27 protein-coding genes are annotated in these 24,678 nt (G+C 68.7%); 12 read left to right on the plus strand and 15 right to left on the minus strand.

Going from position 1 to position 24,678, the window contains the following annotated elements; all coding sequences use genetic code 11:
• Positions 1–1,040: hypothetical protein (locus AB0N89_RS08210; RefSeq protein WP_364201599.1), on the minus strand; the 1,040-nt coding region annotated here is incomplete at its 3' end.
• Positions 1,037–1,783, minus strand: coding sequence for a glycosyltransferase family protein (locus AB0N89_RS08215; RefSeq protein ID WP_364201602.1), 747 nt, complete (start codon positions 1,781–1,783; stop codon positions 1,037–1,039). The genes AB0N89_RS08215 and AB0N89_RS08210, both read right to left, overlap by 4 nt.
• Before the next feature lie 49 nt (positions 1,784–1,832).
• On the opposite strand from AB0N89_RS08215, the gene pseB reads away from it, so the two are divergent.
• Together pseB and AB0N89_RS08225 are read left to right on the plus strand one after the other, a co-directional pair.
• Positions 1,833–2,816, plus strand: a complete 984-nt coding sequence (gene pseB / locus AB0N89_RS08220; RefSeq protein ID WP_093931748.1) for a UDP-N-acetylglucosamine 4,6-dehydratase (inverting) — start codon at positions 1,833–1,835, stop codon at positions 2,814–2,816.
• The gene (locus AB0N89_RS08225) at positions 2,809–3,942 is read left to right on the plus strand and encodes an aminotransferase class V-fold PLP-dependent enzyme (RefSeq protein WP_364201605.1); all 1,134 of its coding nucleotides are present in this window, start codon (positions 2,809–2,811) and stop codon (positions 3,940–3,942) included. The genes pseB and AB0N89_RS08225 overlap by 8 nt, the downstream gene beginning before the upstream one ends.
• Positions 3,943–3,948: 6 nt before the next feature.
• Here the strand turns inward: AB0N89_RS08225 and pseI are convergent, their stop codons facing one another.
• From pseI to AB0N89_RS08245, 4 genes are read right to left on the minus strand one after another with little or no spacing between them, the layout of a single operon-like run.
• Complete coding sequence (gene pseI, locus AB0N89_RS08230) at positions 3,949–5,004, minus strand: pseudaminic acid synthase (RefSeq protein WP_364201607.1); 1,056 nt, start codon at positions 5,002–5,004, stop codon at positions 3,949–3,951.
• 10 nt (positions 5,005–5,014) lie between these two features.
• Positions 5,015–5,533, minus strand: coding sequence for a GNAT family N-acetyltransferase (locus AB0N89_RS08235; RefSeq protein WP_364201610.1), 519 nt, complete (start codon positions 5,531–5,533; stop codon positions 5,015–5,017).
• Complete coding sequence (locus AB0N89_RS08240) at positions 5,530–5,964, minus strand: hypothetical protein (protein WP_364201612.1); 435 nt, start codon at positions 5,962–5,964, stop codon at positions 5,530–5,532. Before AB0N89_RS08240 ends, AB0N89_RS08235 begins: the two co-directional genes overlap by 4 nt.
• A 34-nt stretch (positions 5,965–5,998) precedes the next feature.
• A complete protein-coding gene (locus AB0N89_RS08245) occupies positions 5,999–6,628 on the minus strand; it encodes a hypothetical protein (protein WP_364201984.1) in 630 nt (209 codons plus the stop codon).
• Between the two features lie 145 nt (positions 6,629–6,773).
• Here AB0N89_RS08245 and AB0N89_RS08250 point away from each other — a divergent pair, with 145 nt between their 5' ends.
• Genes AB0N89_RS08250 through AB0N89_RS08260 form a run of 3 tightly spaced genes read left to right on the plus strand, consistent with a single transcriptional unit; the run spans position 6,774 to position 9,460 of the window.
• Complete coding sequence (locus tag AB0N89_RS08250) at positions 6,774–7,727, plus strand: ABC transporter permease (protein WP_364201615.1); 954 nt, start codon at positions 6,774–6,776, stop codon at positions 7,725–7,727.
• A 3-nt stretch (positions 7,728–7,730) separates the two neighbouring features.
• Positions 7,731–8,555: an ABC transporter ATP-binding protein gene (locus AB0N89_RS08255; RefSeq protein WP_364201618.1), complete on the plus strand. Its 825-nt coding sequence runs from the start codon at positions 7,731–7,733 to the stop codon at positions 8,553–8,555.
• Entirely contained in the window at positions 8,552–9,460 is a 909-nt protein-coding gene (locus AB0N89_RS08260) for a glycosyltransferase family 2 protein (RefSeq protein ID WP_364201621.1), read from the plus strand. Before AB0N89_RS08255 ends, AB0N89_RS08260 begins: the two co-directional genes overlap by 4 nt.
• Before the next feature lie 55 nt (positions 9,461–9,515).
• Here the strand turns inward: AB0N89_RS08260 and AB0N89_RS08265 are convergent, their stop codons facing one another.
• The 4 genes from AB0N89_RS08265 to AB0N89_RS08280 form a co-directional block, all read right to left on the minus strand.
• Complete coding sequence (locus AB0N89_RS08265) at positions 9,516–11,000, minus strand: hypothetical protein (RefSeq protein WP_364201624.1); 1,485 nt, start codon at positions 10,998–11,000, stop codon at positions 9,516–9,518.
• A gap of 12 nt (positions 11,001–11,012) precedes the next feature.
• Positions 11,013–11,555, minus strand: a complete 543-nt coding sequence (locus AB0N89_RS08270) for a DUF3558 domain-containing protein (RefSeq protein ID WP_364201627.1) — start codon at positions 11,553–11,555, stop codon at positions 11,013–11,015.
• Positions 11,556–11,561: 6 nt separating this feature from the next.
• Positions 11,562–12,029, minus strand: a complete 468-nt coding sequence (locus AB0N89_RS08275; protein ID WP_364201630.1) for a hypothetical protein — start codon at positions 12,027–12,029, stop codon at positions 11,562–11,564.
• Positions 12,030–12,183: 154 nt separating this feature from the next.
• Positions 12,184–12,948, minus strand: a complete 765-nt coding sequence (locus AB0N89_RS08280; RefSeq protein ID WP_364201632.1) for an ESX secretion-associated protein EspG — start codon at positions 12,946–12,948, stop codon at positions 12,184–12,186.
• 115 nt (positions 12,949–13,063) lie between these two features.
• Here AB0N89_RS08280 and AB0N89_RS08285 point away from each other — a divergent pair, with 115 nt between their 5' ends.
• Positions 13,064–13,306, plus strand: a complete 243-nt coding sequence (locus AB0N89_RS08285) for a hypothetical protein (RefSeq protein ID WP_364201634.1) — start codon at positions 13,064–13,066, stop codon at positions 13,304–13,306.
• On the opposite strand, the gene AB0N89_RS08290 is transcribed toward AB0N89_RS08285, so the two are convergent.
• The 3 genes from AB0N89_RS08290 to AB0N89_RS08300 all read right to left on the minus strand — a co-directional run bounded on the left by AB0N89_RS08290 (position 13,303) and on the right by AB0N89_RS08300 (position 16,861).
• Positions 13,303–14,316 (minus strand): acyl-CoA dehydrogenase family protein, encoded by a 1,014-nt coding sequence (locus tag AB0N89_RS08290; RefSeq protein WP_364201636.1) that lies wholly within the window; start codon positions 14,314–14,316, stop codon positions 13,303–13,305. The two genes, AB0N89_RS08285 and AB0N89_RS08290, sit on opposite strands and share 4 nt — an antisense overlap.
• A gap of 121 nt (positions 14,317–14,437) precedes the next feature.
• Entirely contained in the window at positions 14,438–16,363 is a 1,926-nt protein-coding gene (locus tag AB0N89_RS08295; RefSeq protein WP_364201637.1) for a glycosyltransferase, read from the minus strand.
• A gap of 6 nt (positions 16,364–16,369) precedes the next feature.
• A complete protein-coding gene (locus AB0N89_RS08300) occupies positions 16,370–16,861 on the minus strand; it encodes a GtrA family protein (RefSeq protein WP_364201639.1) in 492 nt (163 codons plus the stop codon).
• Between the two features lie 101 nt (positions 16,862–16,962).
• Here AB0N89_RS08300 and AB0N89_RS08305 point away from each other — a divergent pair, with 101 nt between their 5' ends.
• The 6 genes from AB0N89_RS08305 to AB0N89_RS08330 all read left to right on the plus strand — a co-directional run bounded on the left by AB0N89_RS08305 (position 16,963) and on the right by AB0N89_RS08330 (position 22,414).
• Positions 16,963–18,333 (plus strand): FAD-binding oxidoreductase, encoded by a 1,371-nt coding sequence (locus tag AB0N89_RS08305; RefSeq protein ID WP_364201641.1) that lies wholly within the window; start codon positions 16,963–16,965, stop codon positions 18,331–18,333.
• Positions 18,330–19,085 (plus strand): decaprenylphospho-beta-D-erythro-pentofuranosid-2-ulose 2-reductase, encoded by a 756-nt coding sequence (locus tag AB0N89_RS08310; RefSeq protein ID WP_364201643.1) that lies wholly within the window; start codon positions 18,330–18,332, stop codon positions 19,083–19,085. The genes AB0N89_RS08305 and AB0N89_RS08310 overlap by 4 nt, the downstream gene beginning before the upstream one ends.
• 83 nt (positions 19,086–19,168) lie before the next feature.
• Positions 19,169–19,651: a YbaB/EbfC family nucleoid-associated protein gene (locus AB0N89_RS08315; protein WP_364201646.1), complete on the plus strand. Its 483-nt coding sequence runs from the start codon at positions 19,169–19,171 to the stop codon at positions 19,649–19,651.
• On the plus strand, positions 19,648–21,138 hold the full coding sequence (locus tag AB0N89_RS08320; RefSeq protein ID WP_364201649.1) for a WXG100 family type VII secretion target: 1,491 nt from the start codon (positions 19,648–19,650) through the stop codon (positions 21,136–21,138). Before AB0N89_RS08315 ends, AB0N89_RS08320 begins: the two co-directional genes overlap by 4 nt.
• A complete protein-coding gene (locus AB0N89_RS08325; RefSeq protein WP_364201652.1) occupies positions 21,135–21,821 on the plus strand; it encodes a hypothetical protein in 687 nt (228 codons plus the stop codon). The genes AB0N89_RS08320 and AB0N89_RS08325 overlap by 4 nt, the downstream gene beginning before the upstream one ends.
• The gene (locus tag AB0N89_RS08330) at positions 21,821–22,414 is read left to right on the plus strand and encodes a hypothetical protein (protein WP_364201655.1); all 594 of its coding nucleotides are present in this window, start codon (positions 21,821–21,823) and stop codon (positions 22,412–22,414) included. The genes AB0N89_RS08325 and AB0N89_RS08330 overlap by 1 nt, the downstream gene beginning before the upstream one ends.
• Positions 22,415–22,740: 326 nt before the next feature.
• On the opposite strand, the gene AB0N89_RS08335 is transcribed toward AB0N89_RS08330, so the two are convergent.
• Both AB0N89_RS08335 and AB0N89_RS08340 read right to left on the minus strand, forming a co-directional pair.
• On the minus strand, positions 22,741–24,246 hold the full coding sequence (locus AB0N89_RS08335) for a hypothetical protein (protein ID WP_364201658.1): 1,506 nt from the start codon (positions 24,244–24,246) through the stop codon (positions 22,741–22,743).
• Positions 24,247–24,335: 89 nt separating this feature from the next.
• Positions 24,336–24,659, minus strand: coding sequence for a hypothetical protein (locus AB0N89_RS08340; protein WP_364201660.1), 324 nt, complete (start codon positions 24,657–24,659; stop codon positions 24,336–24,338).
• Between the last annotated feature and the right edge of the window lie 19 nt (positions 24,660–24,678).

Consider the following 24,678-nt stretch of genomic DNA (forward strand, 5'->3'; position numbering starts at 1 on the left):
CGCGGAAACCCGCGTCGCGCAACCGATCCGCGACCCTGCCGATTTCGAGACGGGTCCGGCGGACCGTGTCCGCCAAGTGTTCGTGATCGTCCAGCCACCGCGTCCAGCACGCGGTCCACACCCCGGCCGTCCACAACGGACGACGCCGTCTCCGAATACCGCCGCCGCACGGCGGGATCCAGCAGCAGGGTCCGCAGCGTCTCGACGGCGTCGACGTCCAGCTCCGCCGCGCTTCCCAACCCGGCCGCCAGCCCGAGATCCAGGGCACCCCGGTACCCGGTCTCCTGGTTATCGACCAGCTTCACGACGCCCGTCGGCACACCGAGACAGCACAGCTCCAGCAGCGTGACGCCGGCCGCGCTCACCGCCACGTCCGTCTCCACCAGCAGGTCGAGCAGGCCGGGTCCGGGTGGCTGAACGCGGAACTCCTGTCCCGGCAGCGCTTCCGGCACGACCGGTTCACCGCGTACGAGGACATCGGCGACGAACGGCAGTCCCGTGTCGCGCAAGGCGTGCAGCAACGCGCTGACCGTGCCCGCCCACTCGGTCCCACCACCGAGCACCACGGTCACGTGGGCTCGCTCGGCGACTTCACGACCGAGGCGCTTTTCGCGCGCTTCGCGGACGACGTCACGCATAGGCGCGTAGGCCACGCCACGGAGCAGGGAGCCGGAACCGTCGTCGGGCCTCGGCGCCGGGGCGAACCCACAGTCGACGACGAGGTCCGCCGCGCGCCTGCCGAACACGTCGTCCTCGACCGACACCAGCAGCGCTCCCGCGCGATTCACTTCTTCGCGCAGCTCACCGAGTCCGTAGTGATCGACGACCACCACGTCGAAACCGTCGAACGGCACGGACGGCGCCACCGGAACGGCCAGCTCACCGAACCGCGCGGCCAGCCATTCGGCGTTGTCCACCCGGCCCGAGAAAACGACCTCCCAGCCCCGCGCGACCGCGCGTTCGGCGTAGGCGACCATGCGCGAGACGTGGCCCGCGCCGATCGTCCCGGAGGCGTCGGCCCGCAGCACCAGCCTCGTCACCTGGCCACCTTCTTCTGTTCGACGTGCCTGTTGAGCGTCGCGAGCTCGGGCCGGGCTCGCAGCACGGCGACCACCTCGCGCCAGTCGCCGACGCGATCCCCCAGCTCCGCCACGACGCCTTCGATGACCGACCAGTCTTCGACGGTGTCCAGGGTCACGCGGAGGTCGTCGGCGGCCGGGCTGACCACGACGCCGGAGCACGAGTACGTCTCCGGGCGCGAGTAGACACCCGAAGTCACGTGTTCCCGATCGGCGCCGCGGGCGGTCTCGACCTGCTCAACCAGCACTTCGCCGCGCACGAGTTCCGCGTCGAAGCCTCGGGGCAGCGTGCGCACGAGGGTCGTGCTCAGGTAATCCAGCGACGGCGTCGCCCGCCACAGCGTGACGAGCTGCCCGATCAGCTCCGGGTCCAGCAGCGGGCAGTCCGCGGTGAGCCGCACCACGGCGTCGGCCGGGTACGACTCGACGGCCACCGCGAAGCGTGCGAGGACGTCGTCGAGCGGCCCCCTGGCGACCAGAGCGCCGTGCCGGGCGGCCTCCTCGGCCACCGCGTCGTCGTCGGCCTCGGTCGAGGTCGCGACCACGACGTTGTCGATTCCCGGCGAACTCGCGGCGGCGCGGACGACCCAGCCGAGCACGCTCCGGCCCACCAGCGGCCGGAGCACCTTGCCGGGCAGCCGGGTCGACGACGCGCGTGCCTGGATGACGGCGTTGACCACGTGGGCCCCGGGGTCTGGATCCATGGGTGACATGATGTCCTGCGGCAGTAGCACCGAAACGCGGAGGTCAACGATGTCCGAGCTGGATGGCTCCAGCATCCTGCTCACCGGCGGGACCGGTTCGTTCGGCAAGGCGTTCATCACCTACGCCCTGGCCGAGCTGAACCCGCGACGGCTGGTCGTGCTCTCCCGTGACGAGCTCAAGCAGTACGAAGCGCGCCAGCAGTTCGGCGACGACCCGAGGCTGCGCTGGTTCATCGGCGACATCCGGGACCGCCGCCGCCTCGAGCGCGCGATGCACGGCGTCGACTACGTGGTGCACGCCGCCGCCCTCAAGCAGGTCGACACGGGCGAGTACAACCCGTTCGAATTCGTGCAGACCAACGTCGTCGGCTCGCAGAACGTCATCGAGGCCGCGATCGACACGGGCGTGAAGAAGGTCGTCGCGCTTTCGACGGACAAGGCGTCCAGCCCGATCAACCTCTACGGCGCCACGAAACTGTGCGCCGACCGGATGTTCATCAGCGCGAACCACTACGCCGCGACACATCCGACCAGGTTCTCCGTGGTCCGCTACGGCAACGTGATGGGCTCGCGCGGCAGCGTGATCCCGTTCTTCCGCGCGCTCGCCGCCAAGGGCGAGTCGCTGCCGATCACGCACAAGGAGATGACCCGCTTCTGGATCACGCTCCCGCAGGCCGTGCAGTTCGTGGTCGACTCCTTCGACCAGATGAACGGCGGCGAGCTCTACGTGCCGCGGATCCCCAGCATGCGGCTGGTGGAGCTCGCGCAGGCCATCGCGCCCGGTTCGCCGATGCACGAGGTCGGCATCCGGCCCGGCGAGAAGCTGCACGAAGAGATGATCGCCCCCGACGACGCTCGCCGGACCGTGCGCTTGAGCGACCGGTACGTCGTCCAGCCGCATATCGCGGGCTGGGGTTATGAACCGCCGTCGGACGGCGAAGCCGTGCCGGAGAACTTCGCGTACCGCTCGGACACCAACGACCTGTGGCTCGACGCGGACGAGCTGCGCAGCCTGGTCGAGCAGTATGGGTGACTTCCTCCCGTACGGCCGCCAGTCCGTCTCCGACGAAGACATCGCCGCGGTCACCGAGGTGCTGCGCGGCGACTGGCTGACCACCGGCCCGGCCGTCACACGCTTCGAATCCGACCTCGCCGGGCACACCGGCGGCACGCCCGCGGTGGCCGTCACCTCGGGCACGGCCGCGCTGCACGTCGCATACGCGGCGGCTGGGATCGGCCCCGGTGACGAGGTCGTCACGTCGCCGATGACGTTCGTCGCGACAGCCGCGACGGCCGCGCTGCTCGGCGGCAAGGTCGTGTTCGCCGACGTCGAAGCGGACACCGGCAACCTCGATCCGGCGGCGGCTTCGGCGGCCGTCACGCCGCGGACCAAGGTCGTCGCCGCCGTCGACTACGCCGGCCACCCGGCGGAACTGGACGAACTCGGCCGTATCGCCCGCGACAACGGCGCGCTGCTGCTGGAGGACGCGGCGCATTCCGTCGGCGGGAGCTGGCAGGGCAGGCCGGTCGGCTCGCTCGCCGACCTCACCACCTTCTCCTTCTTCCCCACCAAGAACCTCACCACGGCCGAGGGCGGCGCGGTCGTCGCCGGCTCGGACAAGCTGCTGGCCAGGGCTCGCGGTTTCCGCAACCACGGGCTGGTGCGGGACAAAACGGCGCAGCGGTATCCGGACGAAGGCGCGTGGCACCAGGAAGTGCACGAGTTCGGCCTCAACTACCGGCTGCCGGATGTGTTGTGCGCCTTGGGAAGCAGCCAGCTCCGACGGCTCGCCGAGTTCAAGGGGCGGCGCGCGGAGATCCACGCCCGTTACACCGCCGCACTGTCCTCTTTGGACGAGTTGCTGACACCCGCCGTGCGCGAAGGCGCGGATCCGGTGTGGCACCTGTACCCGCTGCGAGTCCTCGGAGGACGTCGCCGCGCGCTGTTCGATCACTTGCGTGCCAAGGGAATCGGCGTACAGGTCAACTACATCCCCGCGTACTGGCACCCGGTGTTCGAGGACCTCGGGTACCAGCGCGGGATGTGCCCGAACGCGGAGCTGTACTACAGCCAGGAGCTTTCGCTGCCGCTGTTCCCGGCGCTGACCGACGGCGACGTGGACCGCGTCATCGACGAGGTCCACGGCTTCTTCGGCTAGACGCGCCTAGATCAGGCCCCAGGTGAGCGCGGTGCCCTTCGGTACGTCGGAAGCGAAGGTGCGGCCGAGCACGTTCACGATCTCGGCGGGCGCCAGCCCCCCGGCGGGCCGGATGGACCGGACGTTCTCCCGCGTCACCGTGTCCCCGGCGCGCACGTCCTCGACGACGTAAAGGGAACGCCGGAACCGCAGGCCTTCCTTCTCGCTCTCACGCGGCCCGATCACCGCGGCGCCCAGCGCCTCCCACGCGCGGTGCGACTCGGTCACCAGCGCGGCCAGTTCGTCGGGCTCCAGCGAGAACTCCGAGTCGACGCCGCCGTCGTTCCTGGCCAGCGTCACGTGCTTCTCGATGGCGACGGCTCCGAGCGCGACGGCCGCGAGCGGGGCGCCGATGCCGGGCGTGTGGTCGGACAGGCCGACGAGCGTCCCGGTGACGCCCGCCAGGACGGGCAGGCCGCGCAGGTTGCTCTCGGCGGGCGACGCCGGGTAGCTCGCGGTGCAGCCGAGCACGACGATCTGATCGTTGCCCGCTTCACGCGCGGTCCGGACCGCCGCGTCGATCTCGGCGACGCTGGCCATCCCGGTCGAAATGATCAGCGGCTTGCCGGTCTTCGCGCACAGTTCGATCAGCGGCAGGTCGACGATCTCCGACGACGCGATCTTGTACGCGGGCGCACCCAGCGACTCCAGCAGGTCGACGGCGGTGGGGTCGAACGGGCTGGAGAAGATCTCGAGACCGCGGGCACGGGCACGCTCGAACAGCGGCTCGTGCCACTCCCACGGCGTGTGGGCGCGCTCGTAGAGCTTGTAGAGGTTCTCGCCACCCCACAGCGAATGCGAGTCGCCGATCCGGAAGTCCGGCGTGTCCACGTCGATGGTGATCGTGTCCGGCCGGTAGGTCTGCAGTTTGACCGCCTGCGCGCCGGTTTCGGCGATCGCGTCGACGATCTCCAGTGCCCGGCCGAGGTCACCGTTGTGGTTACCGGACATTTCGGCGATCACGAACGGCGGGTGCGCCGCCGAGAGGACATGTGCGCCGATGCGCACCTCGCTGGCGGTCATCGGGGTGGGACTACCTCTTCTTCCTGGTCCGGCGGTCGGCGGCGCGCAATTCGGTCCAGACGACCTCGCGCGGCTCGCCGTCGACCTCTCGAACATACCTGCGTGTTTCGGTGAAGCCGAATCGCTTGTGCAGTTGCAGGACCTGACGGTTGTCCGCGAGTGTCGCGCCGCCCAGCAGGTCCAGGCCGAGAACGTCGAAGCCGTAGTCGACGGCCGCGCCCTCCAGCTTCAGCCAGGCGGGGAGGGTGTCCCGGCCGAGCCCCTCGACGTCCAGGTAGAAGTGCCATTCCGCGCTTCCGGCCTCGACGTCGATGTCGCTGAACAGCACGACACCGGCGGGCGCCCCGCCGTGCCGGTAGACGAGCACGCGACGGCTCGGGTCGGCCCGGGCCGCGTCGAACCAGCGACGGTGTTCTTCGGCACCGATCTCGTGCGTGGTGAAACTGACCCGGCGGACCGACGGGTGGTTGCGCCACCGCCGGATCCGGTCGAGGTCGTCGTCCCCGGCTTCGGCCAGCGAGCCGGTCATTCGCCTGCCGGGACGGTGATGGTGTCTTCGATACGGCGCAACCGGTCTTCGTAGCGGGCGATCCCGGCGAGCCGGACGCGGATCTGGGCGTGCTGGCGCTGGATCTCCTGGATCAGGCTGCGCGCCTCGGCCAGTTCGGGCTTGTCGGCGTGCGTCGGCAGCGACAGCGACTCGCGCAGATCCTCCAGCTGGGCCTCCTGGGCCGCGACGCTCGGGATCAGACGGTCCAGCTCGGCGCGGGTCCAGCGCAGGTCGCCGCGCGCGTGCTCGAGACCGCTTTCGGCGCCGTCGAGCCGGCGGCGGTGGTCCGCGGTGGCGTGTTCGAGGTCGTTGACGCGGCCGTTGAGGTCGCGGAGCCGCTCGTCGATCCGGAAGTCGATGAGCCTGGCGATCCGGCTGATCACGCCGCTGCGGAGTTTCTGCACTGCCATGGATGGTTCCTTCTCGGGGTGAGCTGGCTGCGGTTCAGCGCAGGAGTTCGGTTTCGCCGGTCTTCGTCCAGGAGTCCAGCAGCCTGCCCTCCGCGGCGATCCGGTGTTCGGGTCCGACGATGCAGGAGTCGCCCGCGGCGTGCTCCCAGTGGGTCTGGGCCGGGTCGTCGATGAACGAGAACCCCGACAGGACCAGGTTGGCGTGCGGGAACGACGTGCGCGCGATCCAGGCGGCCAGCGTCCCGGTCGTCGACCACAGCCCCTCTTCGCGGCTCGGCAGGCCGAGCGCGTCCGAAAGCGGCAGGACGACCTCGCGGTTCGGCACCGGCACGTAACCGAGGTCACCGGGCCACCAGCCGGGGATGTCTTCGGGCTCCCAGTGCATCCGCCCCGGCTCGACCAGCAGGTAGAGCCGTTTGCGGTAGTCACGGAAGACGTGCTTCGTGGCGCGGACGGCGCGGTTGAACACGACGACGTGCACGCGGCTGCCGACGACCTCGGGGCCGCCCGGCTCGTCCACGACGAAGCCGTTGACCCTGATCACGAGGTCGCAGGCGTCGATGGCCTTCGCCCGCCGGGGGTCCGGCTGAAGCGGCTGGTTCCCGACCACGGCGACCGAACGAGGCTCCGGCCGGTCGGCGTATGCGGCGAGCAGATTGACCATCAGGCTCGCGTCGCCGAGTGCAGCAGTCATGAGGGCAGAAAATACCAGCACACGCACCGCGTTCGAGTGCGAAGCCGACGGTAGCTTTCCGTGGTCGGGGCGGGGCGGCCCAGGCACCATCGGCCCCATCGGTACCCTCGTTCCCGTGCATGCCACCAGCACGGTTCACGCCGCCGACAGCGCTGCGCCGACCTCGGTTCCACCGATTTCGGACAGCAAGACCTTCTCGCGCGCGTTCGCCGACATCAAGACCGGGTTCGCCGCCAAAGAGCTGTGGGGACACCTCGGCTGGCAGGACATCAAGCAGCGGTATCGCCGCTCGGTGATCGGCCCGTTCTGGATCACCATCAGCCAGGGCATCATCGCGCTGGGCCTGGGCCTTCTGTACTCACAGTTGTTCCACATGCCGACGGCGACGTTCCTGCCCTACATCAGCACCGGATTCATCGTCTGGGGCTTCATCAGCGGCTGCCTGTCCGAGGGCATGGAGACCTTCATCTCCAACGAAGGGCTGATCAAACAGCTCCCGGCGCCGCTGTCGGTCTACGTGCTGCGCACGGTGTGGCGCCAGACCCTGATGCTGATGCACAACCTGATCGTCTACGTGATCGTCATCGCGATCTTCTTCACCTCGCTCAACCACCGGTACTCGCTGAACACCGGCAACTGCAACGAGGGCTTCTCCGGCATCTGCCACCCCGGCCTCGGCTGGTACTCGCTGAGCGCGATCCCCGGCATCCTGATGCTCGCGTTGAACGCCGGCTGGGTCACCCTGCTGCTGGGCATCATCTCGACCCGTTACCGCGACATCCCGCAGGTGATCAGCTCGGTCATCCAGCTGCTGTTCTACCTGACGCCGATCGTGTGGCCGATCGACCAGCTCATGGCGGGTGGCGCGCGGGTCGACTCCTCGTGGGCCCTGCCGTTCGTGCACGGGAACCCGTTGTTCCACTTCATCCAGATCGTGCGCGCACCGCTGATCGGGCAGGCCGTCAGCATCAACAGCTGGTACGTGGTGCTCGGCTTCACCGTCGTCGGCTGGGTCCTCGCGCTGGTCGCGATGCGTAATTACCGTTCCCGCGTCTCTTATTGGGTGTGACAGATGGTCAGCATTGATGTGCACAACGCCTACGTCGACTTCCCCATCTTCGACGCGAAGACCCGCTCCATGAAGAAGAAGGTGCTGGGCAAGGTCGGCGGCAAGATCGGCACCGAGACCAAGGTGCCGATCATCGAAGCCCTCCACGACGTGACGCTCCAGCTGAAGGAAGGCGACCGTGTCGGCCTCGTCGGCCACAACGGCGCCGGGAAGTCGACACTGCTTCGCCTGCTGTCCGGGATCTACGAGCCGACCCGCGGTTCGGCGAGGATCTCCGGCAAGATCGCGCCGGTCTTCGACCTCGGGATCGGCATGGACCCGGAGATCTCCGGGATGGAGAACATCATCATCCGCGGCCTGTTCCTCGGGATGACCGCGAAGCAGATGGAAGCCCGCGTCGACGACATCGCGGAGTTCACCGAACTCGGCGACTACCTGCAGATGCCACTGCGGACGTACTCGACCGGTATGCGCGTGCGCCTCGCGCTCGGCGTGGTCACCTCGATCGATCCGGAGATCCTGATCCTCGACGAGGGCATCGGCGCGGTCGACGCGGCGTTCCTCAACAAGGCCAAGGACCGGCTGAAGGACCTCGTCAAGCGGTCGGGCATCCTGGTGTTCGCCAGCCACTCGGACGAGTTCCTCTTCGAGCTCTGCGACTCCGCCATCTGGATGGACGAAGGGCACGTGAAGCAGCGCGGTTCGCTGCGCGACGTGCTCACCGGCTACAAGGGCCGCGACCCGTTCGAGAACATGAGCAAGGAGACGCTGGAGCGCTTCGGCATCGAGCCGGAGCCGCTGGCGACGACGAACGGTGGCCAAGGATGACCAGCGAGACCCGGCAGTTGCCCGAAGGCGCCGTCGTCGGCGTCGTCGTCACGCGCCATCGGCGGGAACTGCTCGCGGACTCGCTCAAGGTGATCGCCGCGCAGACACGGCCGGTCGACCACCTCGTGGTGGTCGACAACGGGCCGGACAAGTCCGCGCGGGACATCGTCGAGAACTATCCGCTTCCCTTCACGTACCTGCCTTCGCATCGCAACCTCGGTGGCGCGGGCGGGTTCGCGCTCGGCATGCTGCACGCGCTCTCGCTGGGCGCGGACTGGGTCTGGCTGGCCGACGACGACGGCCGTCCCGCCGACGAGAACGTCCTCGCGATCCTGCTGGAAGAGGCCGAAAAGCGAGACCTCGCCGAGATCTCCCCCGTGGTGTCCAACATCGACGCTCCGGACAAGCTCGCGTTCCCCTTGCGGCGTGGGCTGACCTGGAAGCGTTCGTCGTCGGAGCTGGGCACCGACTTCCTGCCCGGCATCGCCTCGCTGATGAACGGCGCGTTGTTCCGCGCTTCCACGCTGGACGTCGTCGGCGTGCCGGATCTGCGGTTGTTCTTCCGCGGTGACGAGGTCGAACTGCACCGGCGCCTGGCGCGTTCGGGGCTGCCGTTCGGCACCTCGCTCAAGACCGCGTACCTGCACCCGGACGGCTCCGATGAGTTCAAGCCGATGCTGGGCGGCCGGTTCCACGCGCAGGACCCGGAGAACGAGGTCAAGCGTTATTACACCTACCGCAACCGGGGGTACCTGCTTTCGCAGCCGGGCATGCGTAAGATCGGCGCGCTCGAAGTGGTGCGATTCGGACTGTACTTCGTCGGTGTGAAGCGAGACCCCAAGGCTTTCCTGCAGTGGCTGAAGCTGGTGCGCCAGGGTCGCAAGGAGAAGTTCTACCGCTACTGACCCGTATGAAAAGGGGCCCCTCGCTCGCGCGAGGGGCCCCTTTTCATACGTCTACTTACTCGCCGATGACCGGCGGCGCGGTGCGCATGTCGGTCCCGAAGACCTCGTCCGGGTCGCCCTCGACGAGGTACGTCGGACGCTGGTGCTCGGTGTCCTCGTCCCCGTCCGCGTGCTGACCGCGGCCACCCATACCGCCGCCCATCCCCGGTCCGCCACGGCCGGCGGCGCCACCGCCGAGACCGCCCATCCCGCGACCCGCGGCGGCTTCCGCGGCGCCGATACCGCCGGGGCGGGCCGCGCCGGACGCGGAACCCGAGCCTGGCGTGGAGCCGGAACCGCCACCGGGACCGAACCCGCCGCCGCCACCACCTCGGCCGCTCCGGCTGTTGTACTCCGAGTCGCCTCCCATGCCGCCGCCCATCATGGGCGACATCGGCATCGGGCTCATCGGCATGGCGTTCGAGTTGTTGTTCGGGCCGGGGGTGCCGATCGGCGGCTGGTTGCCCTGGAAGCCCGACGGCGTCGTGCTCGACGGGATGCTGCCCGTACCCGTGGTGCTGCCGGGGCCGGGGATGTGGCTGCCTCCCCCGCCGCCACCACCGCCTCCGCCGTTGCCCCCGCCACCGTTGCCCCCGCCGCCGTTGCCCGGCGGGATGTAGGTGTTGCCGGGGTTGCCGTGGCCGGGCTGGCCGTCACCGGGGTTCCGCGATCCGGGCGGGACCTCGTACGGCTGCGGCTTGTCGATACCGCCGCCACCGTCCACGCCGAACTTGGGCGGCTCGGCGAACGCCGGCTGCTTCGACGCGGCCTCGTACAGCGACTTGTCGTAGCTGTGCATGGCGGACGCGGCCTCGGTGTGCGCGTCCTGGCTGTCCTTCTGCTTCTGGATGGACTTGTCGATGTTGTCGCCCAGGTTGAACGGGTTCGACGTCACCCAGCCGCCGACCTCGTCCTTCCAGCTGAAGGGGATCGGCTTGGGCATCGTGTTCTTCACGGTGGAAGCCGCGGTGCCCTGGTCGTAGATCGTCTCGGAGGCGAGCTTCGCGTTCTGGGAGTTCGCGTCGGACCACTTGCTGAGGCTCTTGAAGTAGCCCTGCGCGTTGCCCGCCGCGTCACCTTCCCAGGTGCCCTGGGACGCCGTGACCGCTTGGTCCATGGTCTTCGAGAAGGTGTCGAAGGCCTTGTGCATCTCGTGGTACGCGGTCGAAACGTCGGAGACCTGCTCCACGTTCAGGTTGCTGTTGACGAACTGCTCGAGCTTCGTGTGGTCGTAGCCCTGGTAGTCCGCGTTCGACGGCTCCAGCCCCTCGACGTACTGGACGTCCTTGTTCTTGGTCAGCTCGTCGACGTTCTTGTCGCCGACCTCCTGGGACTGCTGATGCGCCTTCCCGGAGGCCATGAACTGCTTGACCGCGCCGAACAGCCAGCCGTCACTGGGATCGACGCCTTCCTGGGCCTTCTGCTGGAAGTACGCGTCGCGTGCCGCGGGCGAAAGGTCGGAGACCTGCTTCTCGCTCAGGTTCGGTGTCTTCGTGGTCATCCTGATTCCCCCTTAGCCCTTCGGAAGCTTCGGTTCGACGATGTCGGCGATCTTCTCGGCGAACTCGCAGGCCTGCTTGGTTTCGCCGGCCGCGACCAGGACATCGACCCGCGCCGACGGGCCGAGTTCGAGCGCCATCAAGCACCCGCCCGGCCTGGGTGCGAGTACCGCTTTGCGCCCGTTGACGTTGCCGGTCGTCTTGCCGTTTCCGGCGTCGTTGACACTGTCGATGTTCTGCGTGTCACGGATGTCGACACCCAAGGACACGGCGTCCGCGGCGCTCGTCGCCTGCTTGTCGAACTGGCAAGAACGGGCTCCGCCCTCGTTCGCCGTGGTCGGCGGCTTGAACGTGCCGAAGGACGCGAGGTCGGCCACGCCGAGGAGCGAGCACGGATCGATCGACTTGGTGTCGCCGGTGGCGGGTGCCGAACTGGACGCGCCGGTCTGGGCGGGCGGAACCGACGGCGCCGGACTCGCGCTTCCCGGCTTTTCGCTGGAGCACGCGGTCAGGACCAAGGCGGCCGCGGCGAGCGGCACCACGTAAAGCTTCTTCATCGTTCCTCAGGCCTGAATCTTCTTGGTGGCGTCGATCGCACTGTCCTCGACACCCTTGTACAGTCCGGCGGCCCTGGCCAGAGCCTCGTCGGCGTCGCGGACGACCTGCTTGAACTGTTCGAGTACCGCGCTCGCGGAGTTGCTCGCCTGGGCGGCGCCCTTGTGGTCGTGGGCCGCGACGGCCTTCCCGTACGGATGGTCGCCGAGCTGGGGCGCCTCGGAAAGCCGCATCGTCCTCCTGCTGAGGGCGGTGAGCTCTTCGGACATCTTCAACAGGGCCTCACGAAGGGGTTTGACGCCCTCTTCGGAGATCTTGAAGCCGCCGCTCTTGGCGGCCGAGACCAGTTTCTGGGTCTCGGCGCTGACCTTGGCGATCGCGGCCTGGTTCAGGCCGCCCGCCTCCACGTAGTTCGCGGCGGCCGCCCCCAGCGAGAAGTTCGGTGCCGCCTGTCCGCCGTCCGCTTCGAAAGCCATCGTCCGCCCCACTGCATCGTCTGCTCGCCCGTGCGTACCGCCCGGCAGTCTACTAGCCGAGCACTCAGCGCAACGAGGATCGAACGTATTCGCCGATCATCGCGGTACGCGCCTGAACTGTGACGAAACGGGCGTCACCCCGGTTCCCGGCGGTTCAGAACTGACCTTCGAGCTGGGTGTACAGCTGCTGCGCGATCCTCGCGTTGTCGGCCGGAGCGTAGGTCAGCCAGCTTTGCCCGTCGGCGGCCTGGCGCGAGGTCATCATGAACCGGCCCGCTTCGGTGTCGAACCACGCCAGCGGCGGGAAGACCTGGCCGCCGCGGATGAACACGCTGAACTGGCCGACGCGTGTCTTCGGCTTCTCGAAGATCCGTTCCACCTGCCGCTGCTGCGGGTTCGACCCGTGCGAGCGCGGCCCGCTGACCTTGGCGAAGGGGTCGTACGCGTCGTCGTTGCGAGGACGCTTCGGCGCGCTCGCCGGCTTCGCGATGGTGACGGACTGGCCTGGCCCCGCCGGGGTCAGCGGCAGCAGGTCGACGATCGACGCGACGATCGCGGTCGGCCTGGTCTCCTCGAACACGAGCAGGTTCTCGTCCTGGCGCACGACGACCGCGAACTGGCCGTTCGTCGCGGACCGCGCGAACAGCTGCTTGTCCTTGTCCATCTGCGCGACCGCCCACACGGCGAGCTGCGGAGCGACGAACGTGGCGAGCGCGAGTTCGACGTCGGCGTCGAGCCTGCCGCCGCGCATCATGCCGCGGCCTTCGAGGTCGCGGAAGACGGCCTCGCGCACCATCGCGCGCTGGTCGGTCGTGGTGCCGATGTGCGGGACCTCGAACGGGACCGGCGCCGGGCCGAAGCGGCCGTGTTCGAGCAGGATGTCCACCGCCGCCAGCGACAACGAGAACGAATGCGGCATCGCCATTTCCCCCCGCGGGTGTCTTGTTCGTCGGGGTCGAACGTAGTCCACCGGCCCGGTACGCCCGCAGCGAACCCGCTTGCCGCGCCATGATCCGTGCTGGTGCCATGGGTTCATGGCAGACCAGAAACCCGCGCTCGTACTCCATCTCGCCGCCGGCGGCGAGCCGCTCCTCTTCGCCCTCACGGCCGAAGAAACCGAACGGCTGGCCAAGGATCTCTCGCATTTCGTCCGCACCGGTTCGGTCCAGACCGTCCAGACCAAGGACGACTCCGAGGTGGCGATCAACTTCTCGCACGTCGCCGCCGCCTACCTCGACGATCTGAACCGCAAGACGAGAGTGTTCGGGCTCCACTAGTCCCTGGAGAACAGCTCCAGAAGTCCCGACTTGATCTCCGGGCGGCTGGCGGCGACGAGCAGGAAGGTGGCTTCCCGGACGAGCCGCTGGGGGTGTCGTCCGGCGAGGACCGACGTGCTGCCGTTGGCCGCGACCAGCGCACCCGCGGCCCGGAACGCGAGTTCCGCGCCGGCCGCCCGGGCCGGGGGCAGGGACGGCGGATCGGCGAGACCCGCGTCGAGCCGCGCGCGGACGGCGTCGATCTCGGTCCGGATCCCGGCGGCGACGTCGGCCTTCCCGAGCTCTTCGATGAGCCTGGCGGCGCGAGCGGCCAGGCCGAGCGGGGCACAGCCGTTGAGGCGGGAGGGGAACGTGTTGCCCGCGACGAACTCCGCGTGCGGAGTCCTGCCGTAGACGCGGTCGTCGGAGACGAAGTAGCGGGTGAAGCCGAGGTGCGCGGTGGACGTGCCCTGCGCGGCGACGAGGTCGAGCGGCTGGACCTCGACTCCCTCCGCCGCGACCGCGTCGACGGCCGCGCTCACGACAGTGTCTCCGTCCCGGGCGCACAGCTGGAGCAGGTCGATGACGCCCCAGCCGCTGACGAACGGCGCCTCGCCGTCGAGCAGATAGCCGCCCTCGACGCGTTCCGCGCGCAGCCTGGGCGGGGTCGGGATCACCGCGGCGAACGCGGCGCCCGCCTTGAGCTCTCCCCGGATCAGCGCCGGGAGGTAGCGTTCGCGCAGGTCGGCGCGGTCGGTGGCGGACAGCCCGGCGACCAGGCCGTGGTGCTGGACCCAGGTGAACATCGTGCTGAGGCAGCCGCCGGCCAAGGCTTCGAGGACTCCGACGATCGTCGGGAGGTCGACACCGGGACCGCCGGCCTCTTCGGGCGCCGCGAGGCCGTAGAAGCCTTCGGCGGCGAGGGCGTCGAAGTGGCTTGAAGGGACTTCGCCCTTGAGGTCGACTTCGGTGGCTGCCGGGAAGAGAACGTCATCGGCGAGGGCTTGGGCTCGGGCGACCGGATCCGTCATACGAGTAAGGCTACCCTTACTTCGCTCGGTCGTGGGGTGTCTCCGGATGTCATGAAAGGGTCGTTCAAGACGAAAAACGTCCTGAACGACCCTTTCATGACACTCTCTGGAGCGAAGCGGACTACAGCTTGTAGAGCCGCTTCCAGTTGTCCCGCGACGTCAGCTCGGGCATGGAGCGCTTGTACTGCTCCTGCACCGCCGCGCCTTCCTTGCGGAGCCGCTGGATGACCTTGGCACCCTTCCGCGCCAGGTCGAACATCTTCGCCCGGTCGTACGAGCGGACCCGCACGCCTTCCTGCGAAGCGTCGGTGACGACGGCGGTGTCGAAGGTCGCGACGTGCCACCAGTGGGCCTCGTCGATCGGGATCGCGCCGAGCGAGTGACGGCTGCGGCCGAGCACCCGGTCGAGGATCCGCTTGATCAGCACCAGGCGCTGCATGCTGGGCCGCGGCGCGCTGTTGATGATGCCGATGTCGTTCGACGCGATGCCCGGGACGTCGGTGGCCTTGTGCCGCTTGGTCTCGGGGTACTCGTCGCGGATCCGGCGGATCTCCTTCATCGCGGCGACGCCGCCGTCACGCAGGACCTCCGGCCCTTCGAGGAAGTCCTCGACGGCCTTGATCAGCGTGGCGGACAGGCCGTACTGCATGCCGAGCAGGTACCGGACCAGCTGCGCGATGAGCACGCGCGAGAGCAGGTTCAGGTTGAACGGCGAGTGCAGCGCGGCGGTGATGATCGAGTTCCGCAGGTTGAAGTAGCGGTGCCACTCGTCCCAGTCCTTCCAGTGGAAGTCGGCGTGCCAGACGCCGGCGCCCGGAAGGGTGACCGTGGGGAAGCCCGCGCCCCGCGCGCGGTAGCTGTACTCCGCGTCGTCCCACTGGAAGAAGAACGGCAGCGGGTAGCCCGTGGCCTTGACGACCTCGTACGGGATCAGGCACGACCACCAGCCGTTGTACCCGGCGTCGAGGCGGCGTTCCTGGCGGTTCGGCTTGAGGGTCTCCTCGTCGACGCCGAGCAGGTCGGCGGTCGAGAGCGAGTGCTGGACCGGCTGGCCGGGCTCCAGCGTGTTCAGCCGGGCGTACTCGGCGCCGACGTGCAGCTGGTTCGGGTGCAGCAGGTTCAGCATCTGCCCGCCGACGATGACCGGGTTGACCGTGCGGTTGGAGAACGCGGTCATCCGGATCACCAGATCCGGCTCCAGCAGCACGTCGTCGTCCATGAACAGGACGTTCGCGTGCTCGGTCTCGGTGTGCCCGGCGACCTCGTAGAGGCCGCGGGTGAACCCGCCGGCGCCACCGAGGTTCGGCTGCTTGATGTAGTGCAGCTTGTCGCCGAGGTCCTTCGCGACCTGCTCGAAGCCGTCACGCGACTCGACGAGGTCGGTGCCCTGGTCGGCGACGTAGATCGCGTCGAGCGTCTCCAGCGAGGAGACGTCGGCGGCGAGCGCCTGCAGGTTCGACAGGCAGTCGTCGGCGCGGTTCATCGTGCAGATGGTCACCGCGGTCGGGCGGATCTTCTCCGGCGCCTCGACCGTCCAGCGGACCTTCTCGACGTGCAGCGCCTGGCCGCCCTCGGTCTCGATGTCGAGCCAGAGCGCGCCGCCGTCGTAGAACTTGTCGAGCTTCGCGGTGAGCGTCACCTTCTGCTGCTTCGCGCCCGCGACGATCTCGGCGGCGACCACACGCGCGTCGCCCTCGATGTCGGAAGCACCGACGGACAGCTGGCCGTCCCCGGTGACGACGGCCTCGACCTGGACCTCGGTCACGTCGGTCCAGCGCTGCCAGTAGCTCGCGGGGAAGCGCCCGAAATAGGTGTTGCCGGACACCTTCGACGCCGGCTCGATGGAGATGCCCGCGCGCTCGCGCACGGCACTGCCCCATTCGAGCTCGGCGTAGAGGTCCTTGCTGACGATGGGGGCCGGGCCGGCGTAAAGCCCGCGCTGCGCGGTGAGACGGCCCTGCGGGGTGCGTTCCGCGAAGCGGGTGTCGTCGATAGTGCTCACCATGGCGCTCGGGGCCTCTCCGGTGACGGCGGCTTTACCGGGCATGAATCCTCAGTTCTCCTCTGTGCTGGTCAAGACTGGGCTGGTGGCGCGGGGCTCACGGAAGACGACCCACTTGAGCATGACGAAATTGATCATGGTCGCGGTTGCCTGCGAAACGACCCAACCGAGAGTGGACTTCCAGCCCGACTCCGGCAGGACGTGCAGCATCGTGCGGTTGACGCCGACGGCGACGAAGAACGTCACGGCGTACAGGAGTACGAAGCTACCGATCTGACGCGCGCCTTCCTGGCGTCCACCGGCGAAGGTGAACTTGCGGTTCAGGAAGAACGCGGTCGTGGTGCCCACGATGAAGCTGAGCGCGCGGGCGATGTCCACCCACGGCGTCGCGTCCATCGCTAGAGCGCGGAGCCCCTGGTAGACGCCGAAATCGACCAAGGCGCAGAAGCCGCCGATGAGGCCGAAGCGGACGAGCTGCCCGAGCAGCCCAGGGGACGACGGCTCTCCTGCCGTCACACCGGCTTTCGGGTCGGTCGCCACCACTGCTCTACCTCATAAACTGCTGGGGCTGATGCGCAAAGTGTAGAAGCGAGCACTTCAGGGTCACGTTCCGGGCAGTGTTCGGCGTGGTTACCCTGGTCGGCGTGACCCAAGCACCCAAGACACAGCGGCAGTCGCTCATGGGCTGGGCAAGGACTTCGCCGACGATCGCGGACGTCCTGAGCACCCCCGACGTGGAGGCCATCGCCAAGGCGGTGACCCGGGCCGGGGAGCGTGGGGTCATCGCGCGCGGGCTCGGCCGGTCCTACGGCGACCCGGCGCAGAACGCGGGTGGCCTGGTCGTCGACATGACCGCGCTGGACCGCATCCACTCGATCGACCCGGACTCCGGCATCGTCGACCTCGACGCCGGGGTCAGCCTCGACAAGCTGATGCGCGAGGGGCTCCCGTACGGCCTGTGGGTCCCGGTGCTGCCGGGCACGCGCCAGGTGACCATCGGCGGCGCGATCGCCAACGACATCCACGGCAAGAACCACCACTCGGCGGGCAGCTTCGGCAACCACGTGGTGTCGATGGACCTGGTCACCGCCGACGGGCAGGTGCGCACGATCACGCCGGACGGCCCCGACGCGGAGCTGTTCTGGGCGACCGTGGCGGGCATCGGCCTCACCGGCATCATCGTCCGGGCCAGGATCCGGATGACCAAGACGGAGACGGCCTACTTCAAGGCCGACATCCAGCGCACCGCGAACCTCGACGAGACGCTGGCGCTGGTCACCGACGGCTCCGAGGACAACTACACGTACTCGTCCGGCTGGTTCGACTCGATCTCCCGAGGCGCGAAGCTCGGCAGGGCCGCCTTCCAGCGCGGCTCGCTCGCCAAGCTCGACGACCTGCCGCCCAAGCTGCGCGCGGACCCGCTCAAGTTCAACCCGGGGACCCTGGCGACCCTGCCGGACGTGTTCCCGAACGGGCTGGCGAACAAGCTGTCGTTCTCCATGGTCGGCGAGCTGTACTACCGCAAGACCGCGAAGAACGCCCGCGACCAGATCCAGAGCCTGACCGCCTTCTACCACCCGCTGGATCTCTTCGGCGAGTGGAACCGCGCGTACGGCACCAACGGCTTCCTGCAGTACCAGTTCAGCACGCCGCTGAACGCGCACGAGCCGCTGCGCCGGATCATCCAGAAGGTCGCGGACTCCGGGCACGTGTCGTTCCTCAACGTGTTCAAGCAGATGGGCGAGGGCAACGCGGCGCCGCTGTCGTTCCCGCACCCCGGCTGGATGGTCTGCCTCGACTTCCCGATCAAGGACGGGCTGAGCCGGTTCTGCCAGGAACTCGACGAAGACGTGCTCGCGCTCGGCGGCCGTCTGTACACGGCGAAGGACTCGCGCACCTCCGCGGAGAACTTCGCGAAGATGTACCCGCGGCTGGAGGAATGGCGCAAGGTCCGCGCTTCCGTTGACCCCGAAGGCGTTTTCGCCTCTGACATGTCCCGAAGGTTGGAACTGTGATCGACGCTGTGGGCAACCCCCAGTCCCTGCTGCTGCTCGGCGGCACCTCCGACATCGCGCTCGCGATCGCGGAGAAGTACCTGGCCGAGCGCCCCCTCCGGGTCGTGCTGGCCGGCCGTCAGTCGCCCCGGCTCGACGCGGCCGCGCAGCGCCTGAAGGACAAGGGCGCCGAGGTGGCATGCGTGGACTTCGACGCCAAGGCCCTGGACGCCCACCCGGCCGTGCTGGACAAGGCGTTCGAGGGCGGCGACATCGACGTCACCGTCGTCGCGTTCGGCCTGCTCGGCGACCAGGAAGAGCTGTGGCAGGACCACGCGAAGGCCGTCGAGGCGGCGACCGTGAACTACACGGCCGCGGTTTCGGTGGGTGTCGCGCTGTCCGAAAAGCTGAAGAAGCAGGGTCACGGCAAGGTCATCGCGCTGTCGTCGGTCGCCGGTGAGCGCGTCCGCCGGTCGAACTTCGTCTACGGCTCCTCCAAGGCCGGTTTCGACGGCTTCTACCTGGGTCTCGGCGAGGCCCTGGCCGAATTCGGCGTTCAGATCACCGTCGTCCGCTCGGGTCAGGTCCGGACCAAGATGACCGAAGGCATGAAGGACGCCCCGCTGACCGTGGACGTCGAGCAGGTCGCCGAGACCGCCGTCGCGGCCTCGCGCGCGGGCAAGGAACTGGTGTGGTCGCCCGCGCCGTTCCGCCTGGTCATGTCGGCCTTGCGGCACATCCCCCGGCCGATCTTCCGCAAACTCCCGATCTAGGGAACGCCCCCGCCACTACGGTCGTCTCAACCCGTGCACGGACCGGGAAGGGTCCCCCTTCCGTCACGGGTTGAGAGGAATCGATGGCTGACCAGGAAGCCAAGCTCGACGCGGCCATCCGGTCGTTTCAGGAGCAGGCCGCCAAAGCCGCGGAACTGAAGGACAAGATCGCCGGGCTGCGCGGATCCGCGCGCAACGCCGACGGCTCGGTGACGGTGACCGTCGCCCCGTCCGGCGCGCTGCTGGGACTCCAGCTGTCCCCCAAGGCGATGAACCGCTCGCACACCGCGCTGCAGCAGGACATCCTGAACGCGATCAGGGAAGCCACGCAGCAGGCGGCGGCCGCGATGCAGCAGACCGTCCAGCCGATCCTCGGTGATCGCGCGGAGCAGTTCAAAGAGGCGTTCAACGCCCACGTCGCACCGCTCGGGCCCAGCGCTCCCCCGCCCGCGGAATCCCTCGCCGGACCGGCTGTTCAGCAGCCCGTCCGTACCCAGCGTCCCTCGCGTCCGGCACCCAGCGACGACGAAGACTTCGGCGGCCCGATCCTGCGGAGGGACTCATGACCGGCTTCGGCGTCCAGACGGAAGCGCTCACGGCGCACGCGACGGGGTCCAAAGAGGCCTCGGGGAACTTCGGCAGCCTCGCGAGCCTGCTGGAGCAGGCCAGGGTCTCCGACGACTGCTTCGGCCCGCTCGGCGAGCTGATGGCGTTCAAGTACTTCGAGGGCCTGCAGGAATGCCAGGACCTCGCGGAGCAGGCGAAGTCCTTCATGGACCAGATCGCCGACAAGACCACCACCGCGGCGAAGACCTACATCGACCACAACCAGGGCACCGCCGAGGTCATCACCGGCCTCGGCGCCGGGCTGGACGACGGTGGCAGCGGCCCCGGCAGCCTCGGTGACCTCAACAGCGCCGGCGACTCCGGCCGCAAGGGGTTCTGGGAGCAGAACGGCGGCTACGGCAGCTCGTGGGTCAGCACGTCCTCGGACGTCGCCAGGGCGAGCAGCCCGCCGGACGTCGCGATCGCGGCCGTGCACGCGCGCATGGAACAGCTCCAGCTCGTGATGAGCCCCGGTCAGTCCTTTTTGGACAACGGGCTCGGCTTCCTGATCGGGATCGTGATCAGCCCGCTGGTCGAACTGGTGCTGGAACCCGCGATCGGCGACCCCGAGCAGATGCGCAGCACCGCCAAGGGCTGGGAGCAGACGGCGAAGTGGCTCGACGGGGTCGCCGAGCACGAGCAGAAGCGCGCCGATGGCACCAAGGAAGCCTGGAAGGGCGACGCGGGCGAAGCGTTCCGCGGCCAGATGACCGAGTTCTCGGGCGGTGCCAAGGCGTTCGCGAACGACGTCCGCGGGCTGCAGCAGATCCTGGAGATCGCCGCCGACCTGTTCGACGCGTTCGTCGAGATCGTCATCGACATCATCCAGGAACTGGTGATGGGCCTGATCATCGAGTGGCTGGCCGCGCTGGCCGCCTCGTGGATCACGGCGGGCGCCTCGGTCGGCGCGGCGGGAGCGGCCACGGCCGGTCAGGTCGCGGTGACCGGCGGACGGCTCGGGATGAAGGTCAAGCAGCTGCTCGGCAAGCTCAAGCCGTTGATCGAAAAGCTCGAAGACATCCTGAAGATGCTCCGCAACGGGCCGCTCAAGAAGGTCGTCGAGCGCACCGAAGGGCTGCGTGACGGCAACTGGCTGCAGAAGCGGCTCGCCGACCAGATCGACAAGAACCCGCTCGCGAAGATCGTCACGAAGGCCAATCCGGCGACCGGGGCCTCCAAGACCGCCAACAAGTTCGCGGACCGGTTCGGCGTCGGCGGCGAGGGCTCGGACGCGCTCACCACGAACCTCACCGAGGCCGGGTTGCGCGCGATGGGCATGAGCGGGACGACCAGCGTCGGCAAGGCCGCTTTCCGCGGCAGTGCCGGTAACCTGACGGAGCTGGGCGTCGAGCAAGGCGTCAAGGCGGGCTACAACGAGTCGCAGGACTCGTCGTCCGAGGAAGAGCGCCGCGCGGCGACCGACAGAGGGTTCACGATCGAAGAATGAATCTCGGCTACCCGCTCGGGGCGGCGTCGCAGGCCCTGCCTTCGCTGCACCCGGGCGAACGGTTGCTGTGGGCCGCGTACGGCCGCACGCTGAACTACGACGTACGCGGCCTCGATCCCTGGGGTGTCCCGAAGAAGAGCATGCTGGGCAAACTCGGCTCGGGCGCGGCGAACTTCGCCGGGGACATGGTCGGCGCGGCGCTGGGCGGGGGCGACGACAGCGGCGCGTCGAATCCGCCGTCACCGCAGGTCATCGTGCTCGGCGAACAGGGCGGCATCGCGCACGCGGCGGTGCGGGAGATGTCCACGAGCGGTTCGCTTTCGCGGCTGTGGGCGCTGACCAGCACGCGGCTGGTGGTGCTGGAGAAGGTCGTCCCGCCGGAAACGCCGTCGAAGAAGTCGTTCATGTCGAAGGCGATCGGGTTCGGCAAGGAGATCGCGGCGATCATGACCACGAAGACGTATGGCGAGAACGCCGAGGGCGTCCCGATCGCGCGGCACGACATGGTGCCGCGCACCGAGATCCCGCGTGGGTCGATCGCCGGTTTCGCGGTGGCCGAACACGGCAAGAAGAAGCGCCCGTGCCTGCACGCGTCCTTTGTGGACGGGTCGGGGATGGATTTCCTGTTCGACTGCGACGATCCGCGGCAGTTCGCCTGGCTGTACTCGGTGACGGTGAGCTGATGGAGAACACGCTTCCGCTCGCGAAGTCCGTCGACGAGATCGTCGAACGGGAACTGCACCAGTTCTGGCTCGCGCCGGGCGAACGCCTGATCGTCGGCTGCCCGCCCGCGCACGGCTACGTCGGCCTGCTGCTGGACGGCGAACTCACGCTGCCTTATGCGCCGTCGCGGGAAATCCCTGCGGTGACAGGGAAAACGCGGTGGCCGCTGCCCGCTCCGGACGTCCTCGAAGGCGACTGGACCGACGATCCGACGATCGCCTACTGGGTCGTCGCGCGGACCGCCGACCAGACCGCCGCGCGGCTCGCGGACCACCTCGCCGGTGGTCATGGCGAGGCGCGGCTGACACTGTCCGACCGGCGGCTGGCCGTCGTGTACCCGGCGAAACTGCTGGAGGGCGAGGATCCCGCCCAGCCCTTCCGCACCTTCGAAGAAATGCCGTCAGGAGTCGTGCGTTCGGTGACCGCGCTGTATCTGGGGCGGAGTTTCCCGCCGCGGCCGGTGCTTCAGTTCGTCTTCGCCGACGGTTCGGTGGTCTACCAGCGGGACCTGCTGGCGGTCACGCGGGCCGACCGCGCCCACTCACGCCGCTGACCCCTCCCGCATTTCGTCCTCTGAATGCGGTCGTGAGTGGCACCGTCTTCGCCGCCTTGAAGACATGGTTCCGGACTTCCCGGCGAGGCCTGCCGCTCGCCGAGTGTCCCCGTCACGAAGCCGCGCAAAGTGCCCAAAACGGGCGCACCCAGCTGGGAAAATCGTCCCTTATGGACAGTGGGGGTCGCGATCGGCTCCAGCGGACCAGTTCAGGTTGTGCCGCTAAGGTCTTGCTCTGAATCCAACGGAGAAGGCCTGCCCGATAGGCCCCCGGCACCGATACCAGCGGCCTGCGTTCGCTCGCGCCGCTGATTTCCGCGTGAGGGTCAGCGGGCGGGAAGCAGGTAGAGCTTCTGGGTGCCCATCCACGGCGAGTGGATGGTCCAGGTCGCCAGCGCGTTCGCGGGCGGGTTCTTGCTGGTGGTGGCCAGCACCAGATCCGGGGTCGCGGGCGGGACGCTGTGGTCGAAGAACCGGAAGTTCGCCGCCAGCAGCGCCTTGCCGAGTTCGCCGCTGCGGTTCTTCGTCTCGTTGATCGCCGGGTCGACCGAGCCGCGGTCGGAGAACTGGTCGACGATGTCGCAGTCGCACGAGTAGGCGAGCGCGCCGACCTCGCCCGCGCTCTCCACCTTGCGCCCCTTGGTCAGCGCGCCCAGTTGCGAGCCGATCTGCCGGTATTCGTCGGACGCGGCGTGGTTGCTGGTGATGGGCGCGAACCGGCGCGGGAGTTCGGGAGTCGCGTAGGCGAAGGCGCACGCGAACAGGAAAACACCGGCGAGGATCCCCGTGCCGAGTCTTGCCCGGCCGGGCACCGCGCACACCGCCGCGGCGAGGAAGACCGTCGCGCCGACGATGCTCGGCGCGTAGTACCAGTGATACGGCGGGACGTTCAGCCAGCAGTAGGCCAGGTAGTGCGTCGCGCCGGCGATCGCCAGCGTCGCGAACGGCACCAGGCGCTTCGCCCGCTCCGAACCGCGCCGGTAGTGGAACGTCCACAGCAGACCGGCGAGTCCGCCGATCACGAGCGGCAGGAAGGAAAGCGTCGCCGCGAGCGGGTAGTTGCGCCAGTACAGCAGCGGGCCGTTGGTGAAGCTGAACGGTCCCCACGACCGCTGCATGATCTTGATGACCAGGGTGTCCGGCACCGCCGAACCCAAGGTCAGCCAGCTGAACGCGAACCACGGCAGCATCACCGCGAGCGCGGCGAACGTCATGCGCCAGATGCCCACCCAGAACTCGCGGCGCGCGAGGAACAGCACGAACGCGATCAGCAGCAGGTCGATCCGGATCAGCGCGATCAGGCCGATCACCGCGCCCGCGGCGGCGGGACGGCGTTCGTACAGCAGCACCATCAGCCAGACGACGGCCGCCGCGCCGAGGGCGACTTCGAGGCCGACCGACGACAGCAGCAGCGGGTTCACCAGCAGCAGGCCCAGTGCCAGCGGGGCGAAGCCGGTGGGGAGACCGGTCGCGGCTCCGATCCGGCGCAGGCCGAGGACGAGCGCCACCTGGCTCGCGACGAAGACGATCCCGGCGGCGAAGACGGCGTCGCGGACGATGAACGTGACCAGCGCCAGCACGAGGACGTTCAGCGGCGACGTCGCGGTGTTGGCGGTGCCGTCCTCGATCAGGCCCCAATGGCCGTGGAAGGCGAGGTTCTTCGCATAGGACAGCGTGATGTACGTGTCATCGATCAAATGCCCGCTGACCAGCACGAACACCAGGGCCGACACGACCGCCGTCCCGGCGGGCAACACCCAGGGGCGGTTCAGGACGGTGACTCCCGGCAGCGCACCGGAAGCCTGGGGCAGTTCAGCGGAGGCGCTTCGCATCACGAACACGGTACACGCTGCCGTGATGATTCCGTTACCTACCCTCCGTGGGACTCGTCACGCGTGACGATCCCACGGAAGGATGATCTTCAGTTCCCGTCGTGACGCCCGCCGTGCCCGCCGCGGAAGTCCCGGTGCGCGCCGGGACCGTCCTGACCACGGTGTTCACGGGAGAAACCGGGCCGGTCGCCGTCCCGGGAGGCCAGGCCGACGGCGGTACCGATGACTCCGCCGCCGAGGATGAAGCCGATCAGGCCGACCGCGACCAACTGCGTCGCGCGATGCCCCACGAAGCGACGGAAGCCGCCCTTCTCCGGTGGGGTCCGCTGTACCGGTGGCGGCTCGGCGGGAGCAGCGGCAGGCTGCTCGACCGTCTTGTCCTCGTCCTCGGACGGCCGCTGCGGGTCGCTCATCTTCGCTCCTAGGTCGATG

Source organism: Amycolatopsis sp. NPDC089917, assembly GCF_040684635.1.
Taxonomy (GTDB): Bacteria; Actinomycetota; Actinomycetes; order Mycobacteriales; family Pseudonocardiaceae; genus Amycolatopsis.